This is a genomic window from Nocardiopsis ganjiahuensis DSM 45031 (assembly GCF_000341085.1).
Taxonomy (GTDB): Bacteria; Actinomycetota; Actinomycetes; order Streptosporangiales; family Streptosporangiaceae; genus Nocardiopsis; species Nocardiopsis ganjiahuensis.
In genome coordinates, this window is the sequence record NZ_ANBA01000017.1 from 1 (window position 1) to 18,056 (window position 18,056).

Annotated in this window: 15 protein-coding genes; 9 read left to right on the forward strand and 6 right to left on the reverse strand. The window is 71.1% G+C overall.

Translation table 11 applies throughout. From position 1 onward, the window contains the following. Window positions 1-196 precede the first annotated feature (196 nt). Complete coding sequence (locus D458_RS0123265) at window positions 197-829, forward strand: class I SAM-dependent methyltransferase (RefSeq protein ID WP_017589139.1); 633 nt, start codon at window positions 197-199, stop codon at window positions 827-829. A gap of 259 nt (window positions 830-1,088) precedes the next feature. Continuing rightward, on the forward strand, window positions 1,089-4,397 hold the full coding sequence (locus tag D458_RS0123270; RefSeq protein ID WP_026119614.1) for a transglycosylase domain-containing protein: 3,309 nt from the start codon (window positions 1,089-1,091) through the stop codon (window positions 4,395-4,397). A 71-nt stretch (window positions 4,398-4,468) separates the two neighbouring features. Here the strand turns inward: D458_RS0123270 and D458_RS0123275 are convergent, their stop codons facing one another. The 4 genes from D458_RS0123275 to D458_RS0123290 form a co-directional block, all read right to left on the reverse strand. Further along, window positions 4,469-5,539 (reverse strand): prenyltransferase/squalene oxidase repeat-containing protein, encoded by a 1,071-nt coding sequence (locus D458_RS0123275; protein ID WP_017589141.1) that lies wholly within the window; start codon window positions 5,537-5,539, stop codon window positions 4,469-4,471. Beyond that, a complete protein-coding gene (locus D458_RS0123280) occupies window positions 5,539-6,267 on the reverse strand; it encodes a class I SAM-dependent methyltransferase (RefSeq protein ID WP_026119663.1) in 729 nt (242 codons plus the stop codon). Before D458_RS0123280 ends, D458_RS0123275 begins: the two co-directional genes overlap by 1 nt. Before the next feature lie 53 nt (window positions 6,268-6,320). Further along, on the reverse strand, window positions 6,321-7,679 hold the full coding sequence (locus D458_RS0123285) for a glycosyltransferase family 4 protein (RefSeq protein WP_017589143.1): 1,359 nt from the start codon (window positions 7,677-7,679) through the stop codon (window positions 6,321-6,323). A 164-nt stretch (window positions 7,680-7,843) separates the two neighbouring features. Continuing rightward, a complete protein-coding gene (locus tag D458_RS0123290; RefSeq protein ID WP_026119615.1) occupies window positions 7,844-8,872 on the reverse strand; it encodes an MBL fold metallo-hydrolase in 1,029 nt (342 codons plus the stop codon). Window positions 8,873-9,241: 369 nt separating this feature from the next. Here D458_RS0123290 and D458_RS0123300 point away from each other — a divergent pair, with 369 nt between their 5' ends. Beyond that, window positions 9,242-9,886: a TetR family transcriptional regulator gene (locus D458_RS0123300; protein WP_017589145.1), complete on the forward strand. Its 645-nt coding sequence runs from the start codon at window positions 9,242-9,244 to the stop codon at window positions 9,884-9,886. Window positions 9,887-9,929: 43 nt separating this feature from the next. Here the strand turns inward: D458_RS0123300 and D458_RS0123305 are convergent, their stop codons facing one another. Both D458_RS0123305 and nadA read right to left on the reverse strand, forming a co-directional pair. Next, window positions 9,930-11,375, reverse strand: coding sequence for a hypothetical protein (locus D458_RS0123305; RefSeq protein ID WP_026119616.1), 1,446 nt, complete (start codon window positions 11,373-11,375; stop codon window positions 9,930-9,932). Window positions 11,376-11,560: 185 nt separating this feature from the next. Further along, window positions 11,561-12,559 (reverse strand): quinolinate synthase NadA, encoded by a 999-nt coding sequence (gene nadA / locus D458_RS0123310; protein WP_017589146.1) that lies wholly within the window; start codon window positions 12,557-12,559, stop codon window positions 11,561-11,563. A 165-nt stretch (window positions 12,560-12,724) separates the two neighbouring features. Between nadA and D458_RS0123315 the strand changes: the two genes are divergently transcribed. From D458_RS0123315 to D458_RS0123340, 6 genes are all read left to right on the forward strand, one after another. Continuing rightward, window positions 12,725-13,465: an NUDIX hydrolase gene (locus D458_RS0123315; protein WP_152521221.1), complete on the forward strand. Its 741-nt coding sequence runs from the start codon at window positions 12,725-12,727 to the stop codon at window positions 13,463-13,465. An 89-nt stretch (window positions 13,466-13,554) separates the two neighbouring features. Continuing rightward, entirely contained in the window at window positions 13,555-14,211 is a 657-nt protein-coding gene (locus D458_RS0123320) for an HAD family hydrolase (protein WP_017589148.1), read from the forward strand. Window positions 14,212-14,454: 243 nt separating this feature from the next. Then, a complete protein-coding gene (locus D458_RS0123325) occupies window positions 14,455-15,570 on the forward strand; it encodes an ATP-binding cassette domain-containing protein (RefSeq protein WP_017589149.1) in 1,116 nt (371 codons plus the stop codon). Continuing rightward, window positions 15,567-16,382: an ABC transporter permease gene (locus D458_RS0123330; RefSeq protein ID WP_017589150.1), complete on the forward strand. Its 816-nt coding sequence runs from the start codon at window positions 15,567-15,569 to the stop codon at window positions 16,380-16,382. The genes D458_RS0123325 and D458_RS0123330 overlap by 4 nt, the downstream gene beginning before the upstream one ends. 2 nt (window positions 16,383-16,384) lie before the next feature. Continuing rightward, complete coding sequence (locus D458_RS0123335) at window positions 16,385-17,065, forward strand: ABC transporter permease (RefSeq protein ID WP_017589151.1); 681 nt, start codon at window positions 16,385-16,387, stop codon at window positions 17,063-17,065. 57 nt (window positions 17,066-17,122) lie between these two features. Then, entirely contained in the window at window positions 17,123-18,028 is a 906-nt protein-coding gene (locus tag D458_RS0123340) for an ABC transporter substrate-binding protein (RefSeq protein WP_017589152.1), read from the forward strand. Window positions 18,029-18,056: the final 28 nt, after the last annotated feature.

Consider the following 18,056-nt stretch of genomic DNA (forward strand, 5'->3'; position numbering starts at 1 on the left):
CTTGAGAATAGGGGGAGGGGTTCGTCTTTCGGGGCGGGCTCCTCCTTCTTTTTGTTTTTTGTCGTGGCTTGTGAACATGTGAATCAGGAATGCCGGTAACCGGTAAGAGGGCTGGGGCTGCTTCGCGGGCTGGCTCTGTGCCGGGGATATCAGGGGCGCTGACGAGGGGGTTTCCGTGTGATGGGAGAATTTCGTCATGACGAAGACAATCCCCGCGGATCTGCTGGCCGCCGCTGAGGCGGCGAAGGGTTTCATGCCCACTGACGAAGGGCTCGCCCTCTACGAGACGGCGTTGGAATACGCCGACCGGGGACCGGTCGTGGAGATCGGGACCTACTGCGGGAAGTCCACCGTGTTCCTGGGCGCTGCTGCTCGTGTGGCCGGTGCGAAGATCATCACCGTGGACCACCACCGCGGGTCGGAGGAGCACCAGGAGGGCTGGGAGTACCACGACACCTCGCTCATCGACCCGGTCACCGGGAAGTTCGACACCCTTCCGCACTTCCGGCACACGATCACCAAGGCGGGCCTGGACGACGAGGTGATCGCGATCGCCGGCGCTTCCGTCGACGTCGCCGCGGTCTGGGGCACGGAGCTCGGGATGCTGTTCATCGACGGCGGCCACAGTGAGACGGCCGCGCAGAACGACTACGAGGGTTGGTCCCCGCACGTCGCCGTCGGTGGCGCCCTGGTCATCCACGACGTGTTCCCCAACCCCGAGGACGGGGGCCGGCCGCCCTACAACATCTACTGCCGCGCGCTCGACTCCGGGAATTTCAAGGAGGTCCGTGTGGTCGGTTCCATGCGGGTCCTGGAGCGGACCGCCTGATGCGACCCCCTTTTCCGAAGGGCGGATCACATCGGTGGAGTGAGTCATCCAACACCGGGTCTGTGACACGCTTTCGGAGGGTAAGCCTTCGGTAAGAAGTGACCGCGCGGTTACGGATTCGGCCTTGACACGGTTACGTGCGGGTATCGTGGCGGTGAGGGTGGAGCGATGGTGGCGATTTTCCCCGGAATACCGCTTCAGTCCTGAATCGAACTGAACCGATCAGGGGCACTCGCGCGTCAAACACCAGGACGGCACGGTGCCGGACGTGATTTGCCTTGGGGGCGGGGAGCTGAGCGAGAGCACACACGGCAGCGGCGGGACGGATGGACAGCGTCCTGACGCCAACACGCCGGAGACGAACGACACCTCTGCTGAGGAGCTGTCCAGTCAGGCGACCCCCCACGGTGATGATCTACCCACCAGCGGTGAGGATCAACCCGGAGGGGAGAATTCGAAGGAGGGGACCGAAGCCGAAGACGGTCCCGAACCCGAGTTCATCGCCGGACCCATCACTTTCAAGACGAGCGGCACGTTCTTCCGTGACCGCGTGGCGAGGACCCTCGCCGAGCAGGGCTTCGAACCCGGTGACGTGAGCCCTGTGGGCCCGGCCGACCGGGCGGAAGGCGAGGCCGAGGGGGAGAGCGGAGAGAGCGCCGAGACGGTCCCCGAGACCGCCGAGGGCGCACCGGCCGACACCGGTATCGAAAACACCGGGACCGGAGACACCGACACCGCGACCGAGGTCGCGGCCTCCGAGGGCTCCGAGTCCTCCGAGGACGCCGTGGCCGAGGAGCCCCGGACGGAGAAGCTCCAGGTCCGGGAAGACCCTGAGCCTGCCACGGAGAAGCTCCGGGCGCAGGACCGGGACGAGTCCGAGCACGCCTCGGACGCGGGCGACGCCCAGACCGAGGACACTCCGGCGGAGGACACCGCGGCCGAATCCGTCGGTGACCCGGTGGCCGCGGCTGCCGCTGTCGCCGAGAGCGGGCCCGCGACCGAGCCCTTCCGGGTCGAAGCCGAGGACGGACCGGAGGACGACAAGCCTCAGGACGAGGCGGAGGACTCCGGGGAGACCCCGACCGAGGCCATGCCCGCGCCCGCACCGGGTGCGGTGCGCTTCGCCGCCGCCCCGCCCGAGGAGGGCGCGGAGACGGAGCACCGTTCCGCGGCCGAGCCGACGGACGGGACCGCGGGGGACGCCGACGCTGACGGCGGCGCCGAGGCCGAGACGGCTGCTCTGTGGCCCGAGCCGCGGAGGCTCTCCGACTACGTGTCGGACAGACCTTCGCCGGAGGACTCCTCCGGCAGCGCGGCTGGACCGGCCGGTGCGGCGTCGGCAGCCGCCGCCGCGGGCGGCGCCACGCCTCTCGGGGCTCCGGGTGCTCCTGGCGGCCCCCAGGGGCCCGGTGGGCCCAAGGGTCCGCCCAGCGGCCCCGGCGGACCCAAGGGTCCGGGCGGCAAGGGCGGAAAGAAGAAGCGCAAGAAGCCGCTGTGGGTGCGGCTGCTGCTCGCCTTCCTGGTGGTCACCGGTCTGATGGTCATTCTGGCCTGCGGTGCCTTCGCGTTCCTCTACAGCACGGTCGAGGTCCCGGACGCCGCGAAGGCCGACGCGGTGGAGCAGGGGTCGACCTTCTACTTCGCCGACGGCGAGACCGAGTTCGCCTACCGGGGCACCGACCGCGACGTCATCGGCTACGAGGAGATGACGGCCGGCGGCGACCACGTCGTCGAGGCGGTCATCTCGGCCGAGGACCGCGGGTTCTGGACCGAGCCCGGCGTCTCGGTGAAGGGCACCACCCGGGCCGTGTGGTCCACGCTCACCGGCAAGCAGGTGCAGGGCGGTTCGACCGTCACCCAGCAGATGGTCCGCAACTACTACGAGGGCGTCTCCCTGGAACAGACCGTGTCCCGCAAGATCCAGGAGATCATCATCTCCATCAAGGTGGATCAGAGCGAGGACAAGGAGTGGGTGATGGAGCAGTACCTCAACACCATCTACTTCGGTCGCATGTCCTACGGGGTCCAGGCCGCGGCCCAGGCGTACTACCACAAGGACGTCGAGGACATCACGCCGGCGGAGGCCGCCTTCCTGGCCGCCGCCATCCAGCAGCCGACCCCCTTCGGACAGGCGGACGTGGAGACCACGCCCGAGATGGAGAGCCGCTGGCAGTACGTCGTCGACGGCATGGTCACCACCGGGGCGATCACCCAGAAGGAGGCCGACGACATGGAGTTCCCGGCCCCCGAGCCGACGAAGACCGCGGAGGACGTCACCGGCTACCGCGGGTACATGCTCCAGGAGGCCATGGGCGAGCTGGCGGAACTCGGTTACACCGAGGACCAGATCAACCGCCAGGGCTTCAAGATCGTCACCACCTTCGACCAGGACATGATGGACGCCGCCTACGAGGCGGTGGAGGAGATGGTGCCGCCGGAGAACCTCCCCGAGGGCGTCAACATCGGGCTCACCACCATCGACCCGAAGACCGGTGAGGTCCTGGCGTTCTACGGCGGACACGACTACGTGGAGAACCAGTACGACAGCTCCTTCCTCGGAGCGGCCCAGGCCGGTTCGGCGTTCAAGCCCTACGTGCTGGCCACCGCGCTGGAGCAGGGGTACGGCCTCAACTCCACCGTCGACGGTCGCGGGCCGCGGCAGATCCAGGGCTCCCGGGTGCAGAACGCGGGCGACGCCCCCGGCGGGGTCATGACGCTCACCCAGGCCACCACGGTGTCCAACAACCTCGGTTTCGTCGAGCTGGCCCAGGAGGTGGGGTTCGAGGAGATCCGCAACACCGCCTACGACATGGGCCTGCCCGACGGCAGCATCGCCGACAACCAGCTGGTCCCGGTCATGCCGCTGGGCGCCACCAGCGTCCGCCCGGTCGACCAGGCCAGCGGGTACGCGACCTTCGCCAACGGCGGCGTCCACATGGAGGCGCACGTCGTCAAGGAGATCGTCAACCAGGAGGGTGACAACGAGCGGCCCGAGATCGAGGGCGAGCGAGCCCTCAAGGAGTCGACCGCGGCCGACGTCACCTACGCCCTGGAGCAGGTGGTCAACGGCGGCACCGGTACGGCCGCACGGTTGTGGGACCACCCGGTCGCGGGCAAGACCGGAACCACCGACGGCAGCGTCGCGGCCTGGTTCGTGGGGTACACCCCGCAGCTGTCCACGGCGGTCGGCGTCTACAGCGGCAACAACGAGGGCTTCAGCATCCCGGGGCACAACATCTCCGGTGGCGGCCTGCCCGCCTCGATGTGGAACTCGTACATGAGCCGCGCGATGGAGGGCTACGAACGGGGATCCTTCCCCGGACCCGAGTTCGGCGGCACCACGGAGAACTGGGCGCCGGACGTGTCCACCCAGCAGCCGCAGGAGCCCCAGGAACCGAACGACCCCGCGCCCGAGCAGCCGGTCGAACCGGTCGATCCCGAGCCGCCGGTCGACCCCGGACCCGAGGACCCGGGCGTCCCGGTCGAGCCGGACGAACCCGACCGGCCGATCGAACCGGATCCCCCGGGTGATCCCGAGGTTCCACCGACGAGGGAAGAGGGCAGGTAGCGCCTGCCGGTGACAGAGAGGGGCCCTGGTACCGAATCCCGGTACCGGGGCCCCTCTTCGTGTCCGCGGTCTCAGACGCCGACCGGTTCCGGTTCCCAGGTGTGCAGGAACACTCGGGAGCCGGGGGTGGTGCGGGTGAGCGCGTCCACGGCCAGGATGACCGCGGCCGAGGTCCAGGTGCTGCGCTCCACCGGCCAGCGCACCTGTTCGGCGAACTGGTAGCCGGTCCAGTAGACGCCGTCGTCGGGGTCGCGCAGGTGCTGCACGTCCCGCAAGATGCGCACAGCGGTCTCGGTCTCGCCCATGGCGGCCAGCGCCATCACCAGCTCGGAGGACTCCGCGGCGGTCACCCACGGCTGGTCGCTCACGCAGCGCACGCCCAGGCCGGGCATGACGAAGGTGTCCCAGCGCTCGGCGATCCGGGCCTTGGCGGCCTCGTCGCGAACTGCGCCGCCGAGGATCGGGTAGAACCAGTCCATCGAGAAGCGCGAGCGGTCCGCGAACAGCCCCTCGTCGTCGTTGATGAGCTCGGCCAGCCGGTTCGCGGCGGCCGACCACTCCGGGCGTTCGCGGCCCAGCCGGGAGCCGAGGGCGGCACCGCAGCGCAGGGCGTGGTGCACGCTCGCGCACACGGTGAGCAGCGCGTGGTCGCCCGGGGAGCCGTCCTCGGCGCGCGCCCACAGGATCTCGCCCCGTTCGCCGCGCAGGGCCAGTACGAACTCCAGGCCGCTCTCCACCACGGGCCACATCCGCTCGGCGAACGCGGCGTCGCCGGTGGTCAGCAGGTGGTGGAAGAGGCCCACCGCAGGGTAGGCGGCGTGGTTGGCCTCGCGCAGCTCCGTCACGGCCCGGCCCTGCCGGTACTTGGCGGGCCAGCCGCCGTCGGGGTGGCGGCTCCCGTCCAACCACAGGTAGGCGCGACGGGCCGCGTCGGCGTGCTCGGGGACGAGCAGGCCGGTGACGGTCAGGGCCATGGCGCACTCCACGTGGTCCCACACGTCGGTGTGGCCGCCGGGGAACCACGGGATCGCCCCGTCGGGCTCCTGGGAGGCGACCAGGTAGTGCGCGGACCGGTAGAGCTGTTCGGCGCTGAGGACGCCGGGCAGGTGGAGGGCGTCGGGGCCGGAGGGCGCGGACACCATCAGGCGGCTGTGCCGGTGTGCGGCTTGCGCACGTACACGATGACGCTCTTGCCGATGACCGGATTGAGGAGCCGCTCGGCCACCCGGGTCACCTTCGGGGCCTGGAGCATGTCCCAGACCAGGAGGTCGTGGTAGGCCTTGGCCGCCGGGTGGTCGTTGTTGTCGGTGCCCACGGCGCACTTGATCCACCAGTACGGGGCGTGCAGGGCGTGCGCGTGGTGGTGCGGGCCGATCACGAAGCCGGTGGCCTTGAGCTTGGCCTCCAGTTCGGCGCGCGTGTAGATGCGGATGTGGCCGCCCTCGTTGGTGTGGTACTCCTCCGAGAGGGCCCAGCAGATGCGCTCGGGCAGGAAGCTGGGAACGGTGACGGCCGCGATGCCCCCGGGCTTGAGGACCCGGTAGAGCTCCTTCATGGCGGCGGTGTCGTGCGGCAGGTGCTCGAAGATCTCGGCGGCGACGACTCGGTCGAAGCTGTTGTCGTCGAAGGGCATGTCCAGGGCGTCGCCCTTGACGGTCTCGGCCTTGGCGGAGGCGGGGGCCTCGCCCTCGTGGGCCATGGCCGCGAACATGGTCTCGACCTCGGCGAGGTCGCTCACGTTCTGGTCGAAGGCCACCACGTCGGCGCCGCGGCGGTAGATCTCGAAGGCGTGGCGTCCGCCGCCGCAGCCGAGGTCGAGAACACGGTGGCCCGGGCCGACCGGGAACAGGTTGAAGTCGACGGTGATCAGTGGAGGCTCCCTAGGGATCGTGCTGCGGGTCGTGGTGTGCGCGGCCTGCCGGGTCAGGCGCCGTTCGCGCGGGCCCGCACGGGCGCGGGGCGTGTGTCGTCGTCTCCGGTACCTGCACCGGTCCCCTTGACGGCGTCGATGGTGGAGGCGTAGCGCTGGGCGGTCAGCTCGGCCACGGCCTTCCAGGTGAAGCGTTCCTGGACCCGGCGCCAGGCGGCGGCGCTCATGCGCTCGCGCTCGGCGTCGTCGTCGAACAGGGAGGCGAGTTCGGCGGCCAGCAGTTCGGGGTCGCCCGGCGGGATGAGCCGTCCGGCGTCGCCGTCGGTGCCGACGACCTCGGGCAGGGCGCCCGCGTGGCTGGCGATCAGCGGGGTGCCGCAGGCCATGGCCTCCACGGCCGGGAGGGAGAAGCCCTCGTAGAAGGAGGGGACGACCGCGACCTGGGCGCTGGAGACGAGTTCGCCCAGTTCCCGGTCCCCGATGCCGCTGACGAACTCCACGCGCTCCCGCAGGCCGAGTTCGTCGACGAGCTGGTCGGTGGGGCCGCCGGGCTTGGGTTTGCTGACGATCGTCAGGGAGACGTCGCGTTCGGTGGCGAGTTCGGCGGCGGCGCGCAGCAGGATGCCGACGCCCTTGAGCGGGCTGTCGGCGCTGGCGGTGCACACGATGCGGCCGGGGACGCGTTCCACCTCGGGGCGGGGGTGGAAGTAGCGGGTGTCCACGCCGAGGGGGGTGACCTCCATGGTGGCGGGGTCGACGCCGAACTCGCGGGCGATGTCGTCGGCCGAGGACTGGGAGGGCACCAGGATCGGGTCGAGCCTGCGGGCCACCCGGGCCTGCATCTTCACGAAGCCGTACCAGCGGCGCTTGGAGAGTTTGTGGAGGCCCTTGGCCTCCTCGATCTCGATGCGGCGGTCCACGCTGATCGGGTGGTGGATGGTGGTGACCAGGGGGAGGCCGGCGGACTTGATGCCGAGCAGGCCCCAGCCGAGGGTCTGGTTGTCGTGGACGACGTCGAACTCCTCCAGGCGGCGGCGCAGTTCACGGTTGGCGCGCAGGGAGTAGGTGAGGGGCTCGGGGAAGCCGGCGGTCCACATGGTGGCGACCTCGAGGACGTCGATCCAGTCGCGCCACTCGCGCACGGGCGGGGCGACGAAGGGGTTGGCGTCGTTGTAGAGGTCGAGGGAGGGGAGTTTCTCCAGGGTGACGCCCTCGTCGAGGACGGGGTAGGGCTGTCCGGAGAAGACGGTGACCTCGTGACCGAGCGCGGCCAGTTCGCGTGACAGGTGGCGGACGTAGACGCCCTGTCCGCCCACGTGCTGCTTGCTTCGGTACGACAGGAGGGCGACGCGCAGGGGGCGGTCGCCGGAGGGCCGTGGGGTCGGTTCCGTGCTTGTGCCCGACTGGGTCAAGAGTCCACCTCTTCGTTGGGTCGCGTGCCCGGTCGCCGCCGTGTCGCGCCGGGGTCACCGGTGCGGCCGGGCTCGCTGGTGGGGCGTCCGCTGGGACGCTGCGCGCCCCATATGTTACTCGCGAGTTCATTCGGGGTCGGCGCCAGGCTTCGGGTACTGGGATCCTATTCGGGCAGGTGCGGTCCGGCGACGCTGGCCCAGCGGGGGAGGTCCGCCGAGCCGTTCCGGGTGATCAGGCCGCGTTCCTCCAGCAGGCGCAGGTGGGCCGCGGTCTCGGATGCGGCCATGTGCCGTGCCAGGGTCCGCATGTCCGCCCAGGGTCGGCGCCATTCCAGGTTCGACGTGAGTTCCCACAGGGTGGTGGGGCCCTGCTCGAGCAGGCGCGCCATGGACTGCAGGCGTTCCTCGTGGTGGTCGATGATCTCCTCGGCGCGTTCGGCCAGTCCCGAGAAGCGCGTCTCGTGTGAGGGAAGACACATCAGGCGGTCGGCCTCGGGCATGCGGCCGATCCGGCTCTGGGAGGCGAGGAAGTCGCCGAGGGGGTTGCCGTCGGCGGAGTCGAGGGGAAACTGCCCCACGTGCGGGGTGATGCGCGGCAGGACGTGGTCCCCGGTGAAGAGGAGGTCGCGCTCGGCCAGGTGCAGGCACAGGTGGCCGGGGGTGTGGCCGGGGGTCCACACGGCGCGCAGGTCCAGGCCGGGGGCGTCGACGCGCTCGCCGTCGCGGAGGGCGAGGTCGGGCGGTGCGGGCGACCGGAAGACGTTGGGGGAGGCACGGAAGGTCTCGATGTCCTGCTCGGGGAAGCCCGCTCGGGTCATCTGGTCGATGACGGAGGCACTCCGCTCCTCGTCGGTGTGCTCCTCCAGGCGCCGGAGGACCTCGATGTCGGCGGGGTGCATCGCGATCCAGGCGCCGGAGGCCTCGCGCAGGCGGCCGACGAGTCCGGAGTGGTCGCCGTGGAAGTGGGTGATCACGGCGCCCTGGACCTCGTCGACGCCGTGTCCGGTCTGCTTCAGGCCGCTGACCAGGGCGTCCCAGGAGTCCTCGTGGTTCCATCCGGTGTCGATCAGGACGGGTCCGCCCAGGGCCGGGAGCACGTAGACGTAGGTGAACCCGATCGGGTTGTGGGGGACGGGCACCGGGATGCTCCACACTCCCTCGCCTAGGTCCTCTACTGGGGGAACTGTGCGCATCCTGGGCCGACCTCTCCGCTGGAAACCGAATCTGGTTCGATTCTAGGGAAGGGCTCGCCGGGGCCTTCGGGCGGCTGGTGCCCTGTCGGCTCGGATGTGGCCCGGACCATATTCGCCCGGAAAAATAGAACATATTCTACAAAGGTCGGTCGGGTCGCCTGAAAGCTTGCGCCAAGACCTCGTATTGCCTCTGCCACGTCGGGTGATGAGGCGAGAATCATGGGTTCGAAGCGCTGCGACGGGGGGAACCCGTTGGATAACGTGTTCTCGTAAGCTTGGTTGACAGGGGTTAAGTCAGCCCGGCGCAGCTGACCTTCGGTCCGCCGTGCGACGACGCCGTGCGGACCGGTGACGAATGGGAGAGACCCTGTGGCGGTGCAGGCACCGATCGGAACGATGACGCGGAGTCAGACCCAGCGGCGTCGGCGCATCGTCCAGACCGCGGCCGCCCTGGCCGTGCGCGGTGGCGTGGAGGCCATGCAGATGCGTTCGGTCGCCGAGCGCGCCGGGGTGGCCCTCGGTACGCTCTACCGCTACTTCCCCTCGAAGATGGACCTCGTGGTGGCCGTGGTCACCGAGGAGCTGGACCTCCTGGAGGGCGGCATCGTCCGCCGCCCGCCCACCGCGGACAGCCCCTCCGGCCGAGCGGTCGACGTCCTGCTCCGCGCCACCCGCGGCCTCATGCGCGAGCCCGAGCTCGCCGACGCCCTGGTGCGGTCCCTGATCATGGCCGAGGTCAAGATCGAACTCGACGTGCGCATCAGCGACCTCGTGTGGCGCGTGGTCACCGGCAACCTCGAGGGCGCCGACACCACCGCTCCCGAGGCCGACGCCGGCGAGTCCGAGGCGCCCGGTACCGAGGTGGACCGCGACAGCACCGGGTACGTCCTGGTCTGCTCGCTCACCAGCGTGTGGATCTTCGAGCTGGTGGAGATCCTCAAGGGACGGCGCGACGTCGACGAGGTCGAGCGCCGCGTCCAGGTCGCCGCCGAGCGCCTGCTCGCCTCCTTCTAGAGACCGCCGCCCGTCTGGCCGGCGCCGGTCCGGGAGCTGTCGGCTACTCGCTCCGGCCGCTGCCGAACAGCAGCCCCAGAAGGCCGTCGAGCACTCCGTTCGGTCCGTTGGAGCCGCCCCCGGCCCCCTCGTCCCCGGGTTCGTCCCCGGGGCCCTCCCCGTCCTCGGCGCCCGGGTCGGGATCGGGGGCGTCCTCCGGCGCCCCCGGCGGGCTCGGCGCGCCCCCGGGGCCCTCGGGCCCACCCTCGTCCGAACCCTCTTCGGGCTGCCCGTCGCGTTCGGGGTCCTCCGGGCCGGGCAGGGGGCCGCTGGGCTGCTCGCTCTCCGGAGCGTCCGGCTCGGTGCCCTCGAGGGCGGAACCCTCGGAGGCGGCGGAGACCTCGGTCTGCCCGGTCCCCGGTTTGCCGTCGGAGGCGGTCGAGGCGGCCTCCACCTCGGACAGGCCCGGACGCTGCCCGGCCAGGTCCGGTCCCGCGTCGATCATGGTCGAGGGGTCGCCGACGGAGCTCGCCCACCACCACAGGCCGAAGGCCACCGCCACCGTGGCCAGTCCGGAGACCGCCGGCAGCGGCCAGCGCCGGCGTTCGGGTCCGGTGACCTCGTCGAGGGGGTCGTGGTCCGGGGCGGGCAGCGGGGAGCGGGCGTCCTCGCGGACGGGGTGGTCCGCGGTGGTCAACCGGTCGCCGGGCAGGGCCCGGGGGAGCGGGACCTCGACGGCGGCGTCGTCCTCGGGCGCCTCGGCCACGGGCGCGCCGGGCAGGCGTGATCGGTGGATCGGGTAGCCGTCCGCGGTGAGCGGGCGCATGGCGGCGACGATGCGGGAGCGTTCCTCGGCGGCTCCGGGCGAGGTGCAGGTGTGCACGACCCGGGCGCGCAGGCCGGGTGGGGTTCCGGGCGGGCGCAGCAGGGCCAGCGCGGAGGAGACCTGCTGTACCTGGGTGCGCCAGGCGGCGCCGGCGGGCTCCGCGTCTGGGGTGCTCCCGGAGAGGTCCTCCAAGCCCTCCGCCGCACGGCGGATCGCCGAGCGGGACAGCTCGCCGCAGATCCTCGGTTCCAGTCCCAGGATGCGGGCGACCGCCGAGGTGGACAGGGCGTGGCGCAGGTTGAGTTCGACCAGCTCGCGGTGGCTGGCGGGCAGCCGGGAGAACATCCGTGCGACCGGGGCCTCGGCGGGTACGGTCGCCAGGCGCGCGTAGGGGCAGGTGTGCGCGAAGCCGCGGCGCTGGCAGGCGGCGCGGACGAGCGCGTAGAGCCAGGGGCCGCGGTCCGCCGGGTCGGTGAGCTCGGACTCGAGCGCGACCCCGGCGACCAGGGCCTCGTGCACGGCGTCGGTGACCGGGTCCTCGTCGGACCGGTCCGCCCCGTCGGCGTACCGTCCGGGATCGCCCAGGAGGGACCACGCGTACAGGTACAGCGACTGCGCGAAGGCGTCGTGCAGTGCCTCGACGGTGCCAACCGCCGGTACGTCTGATTCGTTACCTCTGGTCACGATTCTCCCCCCGCTTCTGTGGTGACGCTAGCGAGGGGAGGCGTCTGATGTGGGCGAATCGTTCAGCTGTGGCTGGAAGGTGAGACTTCTGTTACCGTCCCCGCGCGTCCGGCGTCACTCGCGACGCGCGATCCGACCCGCTCCGTTCGGCGGCTCCGGGCCGTTCCCGGAGCCGGACCGTCCGGTTACTCGCCGCCCCGGGAGGGCTGGCCGATCTCGACCATGCGCTCGACGGAGCGGCGGGCGCGCTCGGCGGTCTCGGTGTCGACCACGATCTCGGTCGTGCCGTGGCGGAGCGAGTTCAGCAGCTTGTCGGCGTCGATCATCTTCATGTAGTGGCACTCGGCGCGCGAGTTGACCGCCTCGAACTCCGTGGTCGAGTTGGCGTTGCGCAGCTGGTGCAGCATGCCGGTCTCGGTGGCGATGAGCACCTTCTTGGCCGTGGTGTTCTCCGCGGCGCTCAGCATGCCGCCGGTGGAGAGCACCTTGACCCGGTCCTCGGGGACGGCGCCGCTGCCGACCAGGTAGAGGGCGGAGGTGGCGCAGCCGCACTCGGGGTGCACGTACACCTCGGCGTCGGGTTCGGCGGCCACCCGCTCGCGCAGGGTGTGGCCGTCGATCCCGGCGTGCACGTGGCACTCGCCCATCCAGATGTGGATGTTCTCGCGGCCGGTGACCCGCTTGACGTGGGCGCCCAGGAACTGGTCCGGGAGGAAGAGGATCTCCTTGTCCTCCGGGATGGAGCGGATGACGTCCGCGGCGTTGGAGGAGGTGCAGCAGATGTCGGTCTCGGCCTTGACCGCCGCGGTGGTGTTGACGTAGGCGACGACGACCGCGCCGGGGTGCTGGGCCTTCCAGGCGCGCACGTCCTCGGCGTTGATGGTGTCGGCCAGCGAGCACCCGGCGTTGGGGTCGGGCAGCAGGATGGTCTTCTCGGGAGCCAGGATCTTCGCGGTCTCGGCCATGAAGTGCACGCCGCAGAAGACGATCGTGCCGGCGTCGACGCTCGCGGCGAGCCGGGACAGCGCCAGGGAGTCGCCGGTGTAGTGGGCGACGTCCTGGATTTCCGGGCGCTGGTAGTTGTGCGCGAGGATGACAGCGTCGCGCTCCTCTGCCAGGCGGTGGACCTCCGCGGCCCATTCCTGCCTGGTCATGGTGTCCGCCGTCGCGGTGACCGTTGCCATGTCCTACTACTTCCTCGAGGCTGTGGGCACGTCGTGCGGGCGCCGTGCCGTGGGAGATCAGTGCGGCGGACTAGTTTTTGTCTGCCAGGCACAAACCTGGTGAAGCTTAACATGGCGTGGAACGGAAGGGACAGGGTGGATATCCCGGAAGCAAACGGACAGGCCATGACGGCCGGAGCGGGTCCGACCGCGACGGCCGACCGGAGCGAGGCGGCAGGGGGAGGAAGCGGTGCGGTGCTCTCGGCGCACGAGGCGCTCGCCGTCGTCCTCCAGATCCGCGCGGGTGAGCTGTGCGTGCTGCTGTGGCGGCGGGCACTGCCCCCCTGCGAGGGGGAGTGGGCCCTGCCCGGAGGGCGGTTGGGCGCCGACGAGAGCCTGGGTGCCTCGATCCGCCGACAGCTCGCCCAGAAGGTCGACGTCCGCGACCTGAGCCACATGGAACAGCTGGAGACCCGCAGCGACCCCGAACGCGATCCCCAGCGCCGCACCCTGGCCACCGCCTACCTCGGCCTGGTCCCGGCCCACATCGACCCGGTGGTCCCCTCCGACACCGGGTGGCACCCCGCCGCGGACCTGCCGCCGATGGCCTTCGACCACGCCTCCATCGTCCGCTCCGGCCGAAGGCGCCTGCGCTCCAAGCTCAGTTACACCAACCTCGGGTTCGCGCTGGCTCCGCCGGAGTTCACCATGTCGGAGCTGTCGGCCCACTACCGGGCCGCTCTCGGGCACGACGTGGCCGCCACCAACCTGCGCCGGGTCCTGCTGCGGCGCGGGCAGATCGAGGAGACCGGCCGCTCGGTGCCCTCCGGCCGCTCCGGGGGCCGGCCCGCGGCGCTGTTCCGCTTCCGGGCCGGGGAACTGGAGGTCACCGACGCCTTCGCGGTGCTGCGTCCGCCGGGCACCTGAGCCGCGTCCGACCGGAGGCCGCCCGCCGTCTCGGCCACGTGCCTGGTCGGAGGTGCTGTGTACACTCCCTAACCGTGGCAATTCGTACTGTGGTGTTCGACGTCGGCGAGACGCTCATCGACGAGACGCGTATCTTCGCGCGCTGGGCGGATCGGTTCGCGATCCCGCACATGGCGTTCTTCGGCACCATCGGTGGCGTGATCGCCTCGGGCGGCACCCTCACCGACGGGTTCCGGCTTCTCGTGCCCGGGTTCGACCTGGCGGCCGAGAGCGCCCGCTGGCGTGCCGAGGACCCCGACGGCGAGCGCGAGCACTTCGGCGAGCTCGACCTCTACCCCGACGTGCGCCCCGCCTTCAAGGCCATGCGCACGGCCGGGCTGTCCCTGGTCATCGCGGGCAACCAGCCGGTCGAGGCCGGTCCGGCCCTGGCCGCCATGGACCTGGGGGTCGACGGCATCGGGATCTCCGACGTCTGGGGGGCGCACAAACCCCAGCCGGAGTTCTTCGACCTGACCGTGGAACTGGCCGCCCGGAGCACCCCCGGTGTCACCGCCGAGGAGATCCTCTACGTCGGCGACCGCGTCGACAACGATGTCCTGCCCGCCCGCCGGGCCGGGATGCGCACCGCCCTGCTGCGCCGGGGCATCTACGGCTACCGCCACTCCGCCACCCCCGGGGCACGGGAGGCCGACGTCGTCGCGGACGACCTCCACCAACTCGCCGACTGGGCCGTCGCCCGGCACTGAACCCGTACCTGTGGCGTGGCCGGGATCATACGCCCGTTCGATTCGGGCGGCGTGTCGCCCCGTGCCGTCCCCTGCTGACCCGTATACCCTCCCCAGCACGACCAGGAGCGGTCCCGGGTCGCGGCCCGGTCGCGGCGACCGCACCCTCCCCGTTTGACCCCCGACCCTGGGGGAAATAGTGCGAATCTGCGCCTGCTCCCCCGCAGCGACACCACCCGGCCCCCGAACGGAGACGACCCCGCGATGATCACATTCGAGGGTGCCGCCAAGATCTATCCCGACGGCACCGTCGCCGTCGCCCACCTGGACCTGACCGTGGAGACCGGGAAGACCACGGTCTTCGTCGGCCCCTCCGGCAGCGGCAAGACCACCTCCCTGCGGATGATCAACCGCATGGTCGAGCCGACCGACGGCACCGTCCGCATCGACGGCGCCGACATCCGCGGCCGGAACCCGGCCCAGCTGCGCCGCGCCATCGGCTACGTCATCCAGCAGGCGGGCCTGTTCCCGCACCGCACCGTCCTGGACAACATCGCCACGGTGCCCCTGCTGCTGGGATGGCGGCGCCGCAGGGCACGCGCGCGGGCCGCCGAACTCATGGAACTGGTCGGCCTCGAACCCGCCCAGGCCAAGCGCTACCCGCACCAGCTCTCCGGCGGCCAGCAGCAGAGGGTGGGCGTCGCCCGCGCCCTCGCCGCGGACCCGCCGATCCTGCTCATGGACGAGCCCTTCAGCGCCGTCGACCCGGTCGTGCGCACCAGCCTCCAGGACGAGCTGATCCGCCTTCAGCAGGAGCTGCACAAGACCGTCGTGTTCGTCACCCACGACATCGACGAGGCGGTGCGCCTGGGCGACCGGATCGCGGTCTTCCGCCCCGGCGGGGAGCTCGCCCAGTACGACTCCCCGGAGCGGCTGCTCGCCGAGCCCGTGGACGCGTTCGTCGAGTCCTTCATCGGCTACGACCGCGGCGTGCGCCGGCTCTCCTTCTTCCCCGCCCGCGGGCTGTCCCTGCGCGAGGACGTGGTCTTCGACGACGAGGACCGGGTCGAGCGCGCCCGGTCCGTCGTCGCCGGGGACGGCGAGCCGTGGGCGCTCGTCGTGGACTCCGCACGGATACCGCAGGGGTGGGTCAGCGCCGCACAGCTCGACCGGGCACCCGCAGGGGTCCCGCTCGGCTCGCTGGAGCTGGCTCCCTACGGCCACACCTTCGACGTGGGGACCGACTCCCTGCGGGCCGCCCTGGACGCCGCGGTGCTCTCGCCCGCGGGCCGGGCGGTCGGCGTGGACGACGAGGGCCGTGTCGTCGGGGTGGTCTCCCAGGACGACCTGGGCGCCGCCATCTGGTCGGTGTCCGAGTGATCGCGGCGGTGGGCGGCGGCGGTCTCTCCGAGGCCTGGGACTGGGTCGTCGGAGTCACGGACTGGGGCGTGCGGAACTGGAGCTACCCGGACGAGCCCAACCGCGGCATCCGGCCCAAACTGGTCGAGCACGTGCGCCTGGCCTACGTGTCCATCCTCATCGGGCTGGTCACCGCGCTGCCGCTGGGGCTGGCGTGCGCCCGCTGGGGACGCCTGTACCCGCCGGTGCTCACCGGGGTGAACGTGCTCTACGCGGTGCCCTCGATCGCCCTGTTCTTCCTCATGCTGCCCTACACCGGCTTCAGCGACTGGACCGCGATCGTGCCGCTGTCCCTGTACACCCTGGTGATCCTGCTGCCCAACGTGGTGGACGGGCTGCGCCAGGTCCCCGACCACGTGCGACAGGCGGCGGTCGCCATGGGCTTCGGGCCGCTCCGCCGCCTGGTCACCGTGGAGATGCCGGTGGCGGTCCCGGTGATCATCGCCGGCCTGCGCGTGGCCTCGGTGGCCACCATCAGCATGGTCAGCGTCGCCTCCCTGGTCGGCCTGGGCGGACTGGGCCAGATCATCCTCAGCGACGGGTTCCGCCGCCAGTTCGACGCGCCCATCGTGGTGGGCATCGTGCTGGTGGTCCTGCTGGCGTTCGTGACCGACGCCCTGCTCGTGATCGCCCAGTACCTGCTCACGCCCTGGACCCGGGGCAACGGGGGAGCGAAGGAGCGCCGCAGGCGGTCGCGCCGACGTGCCGTGGTGGCCACCGGCACCCCGGCCGCCGCGTCCCAGCGCCCGACCCGAGCTACGGCGGGGGAGTAACCATGGACATCCTGAACGAGCTCGTCGCCTGGTTCAGCGACCCCGCGCAGTGGACCGGCCCCGCGGGCATCCCCGCCCGCATGGGCGAGCACGTCTACTACTCGCTGACGGGCCTGCTGATCTCCGCGGTCATCGCGGTGCCGATCGGCCTGTTCACCGGACACACCGGGATGGGCGGCTTCCTCACCGCGAGCCTGGCCAACTTCGCGCGCGCCCTGCCCACCATCGGTGTGCTGTTCCTCATCGTGCTGGCCGCCGGGATCGGGCTGGCCCCCGTCATCGCCGCGCTGGTGGCGCTGGCCGTCCCGCCGATCCTCGTCAACACCCACGAGGGGGTCCGGGGCGTGGAGCCCCGGCTCAAGGACGCCGCTCTGGGCATGGGCATGCGCGGCGGCGAGGTCCTGTTCAAACTCGAACTCCCGGTGGCGACGCCGCTCATCCTCATCGGGATGCGCACCGCCGCCGTCCAGGTGGTGGCCACGGCCACCATCGCCGCCTACGTGGGAGTGGGCGGCCTGGGCCGCTACATCGTCGACGGCCAGGCCCGCCAGGACCTGACGATGATGCTGGGCGGTTCCGTGCTCGTGGTGGCGCTGGCCGTGGTCACCACGCTCCTGTTCGCCGGGCTGCGACGGCTCCTCGTCGCTCCCGGGCTGCGTGCCGAGGCCGCGGCGGCACGCTGACCAGGTGGCCTTCGGGCACCGCCTGCCAAGGAAGTTTCCCAGAGAGAAGGTTCGGACATGCACAAGAAGCTCGCCCTCATCGGGCTTCCACTGGTGTTGCTCCTCAGCGCTTGCGGTGGCAGCGATCCCTTCGAGGAGGACGGCGGCGACGGCGGCGGTGACGAAGCGGGCGCGGTCGTCATCGGCTCGGCCGACTTCCCCGAGAGCACCCTGCTCGCCGAGCTCTACGGCCGGGCCATGGCCGCCGAGGGTGTCGAGGTCGAGTACCAGCTCAACATCGGCAGCCGCGAGGTGTACTACTCGCAGATCGAGTCGGGCAACCTCTCGGTCTTCCCCGAGTACAACGGGGCGACCCTGGCCTACCTCGACGAGGAGGCGCCCAGCGGCGACGCCGACGAGACCAACGCCCTGGTCGAGGCGGCTCTGCCCGAGGGCCTGGAGATCCTGGACTCCTCCAGCGCGGAGAACAAGGACTCGGTCTCCGTCACCAGCGAGGTGGCCGACGAGTACGACCTGACCACCCTCGCCGACCTCGCGGACGTGGCCGACGAGCTCGTCCTGGGCGGACCGCCCGAGTTCGAGACCCGACACCAGGGCGTCGTGGGCCTGGAGGCCGTCTACGGCGTCGAGTTCGGCGAGTACCGCTCGCTGGAGGTCGCCCTGCTGACCCAGGCGCTCCTGGACGACGACATCCAGGCCGCCAACCTGTTCACGACCGACCCGCAGATCGCGGTGGAGGACTTCGTGGTCCTGGAGGACCCGGAGAACCTCTTCGGATCGCAGAACATCACCCCGCTCATCAACAGCGAGCAGGTCGACGACACCGCGCGCGCCGCGCTCAACGCCGTCTCCGCGGCCCTGACCACGGAGGAGCTAACCCAGCTCAACGAGCGGGTCGTGGTCCAGAACGAGAACGCCGCGGACGTCGCCCAGGAGTGGCTGGAGGAGAAGGGCCTGGCCTGACCCCCGCCCTGACCGGCCCGACGTGATC

Bases quoted from the DNA above. Each gene is read 5' to 3' on its own strand.
- D458_RS0123265 (WP_017589139.1), top strand. From the start codon at position 197: ATGACGAAGACAATCCCCGCGGATCTGCTGGCCGCCGCTGAGGCGGCG.
- D458_RS0123275 (WP_017589141.1), bottom strand. From the start codon at position 5,539: ATGGTGTCCGCGCCCTCCGGCCCCGACGCCCTCCACCTGCCCGGCGTC.
- D458_RS0123290 (WP_026119615.1), bottom strand. From the start codon at position 8,872: ATGCGCACAGTTCCCCCAGTAGAGGACCTAGGCGAGGGAGTGTGGAGC.
- nadA (WP_017589146.1), bottom strand. From the start codon at position 12,559: ATGGCAACGGTCACCGCGACGGCGGACACCATGACCAGGCAGGAATGG.
- D458_RS0123315 (WP_152521221.1), top strand. From the start codon at position 12,725: ATGACGGCCGGAGCGGGTCCGACCGCGACGGCCGACCGGAGCGAGGCG.
- D458_RS0123325 (WP_017589149.1), top strand. From the start codon at position 14,455: ATGATCACATTCGAGGGTGCCGCCAAGATCTATCCCGACGGCACCGTC.
- D458_RS0123335 (WP_017589151.1), top strand. From the start codon at position 16,385: ATGGACATCCTGAACGAGCTCGTCGCCTGGTTCAGCGACCCCGCGCAG.
- D458_RS0123340 (WP_017589152.1), top strand. From the start codon at position 17,123: ATGCACAAGAAGCTCGCCCTCATCGGGCTTCCACTGGTGTTGCTCCTC.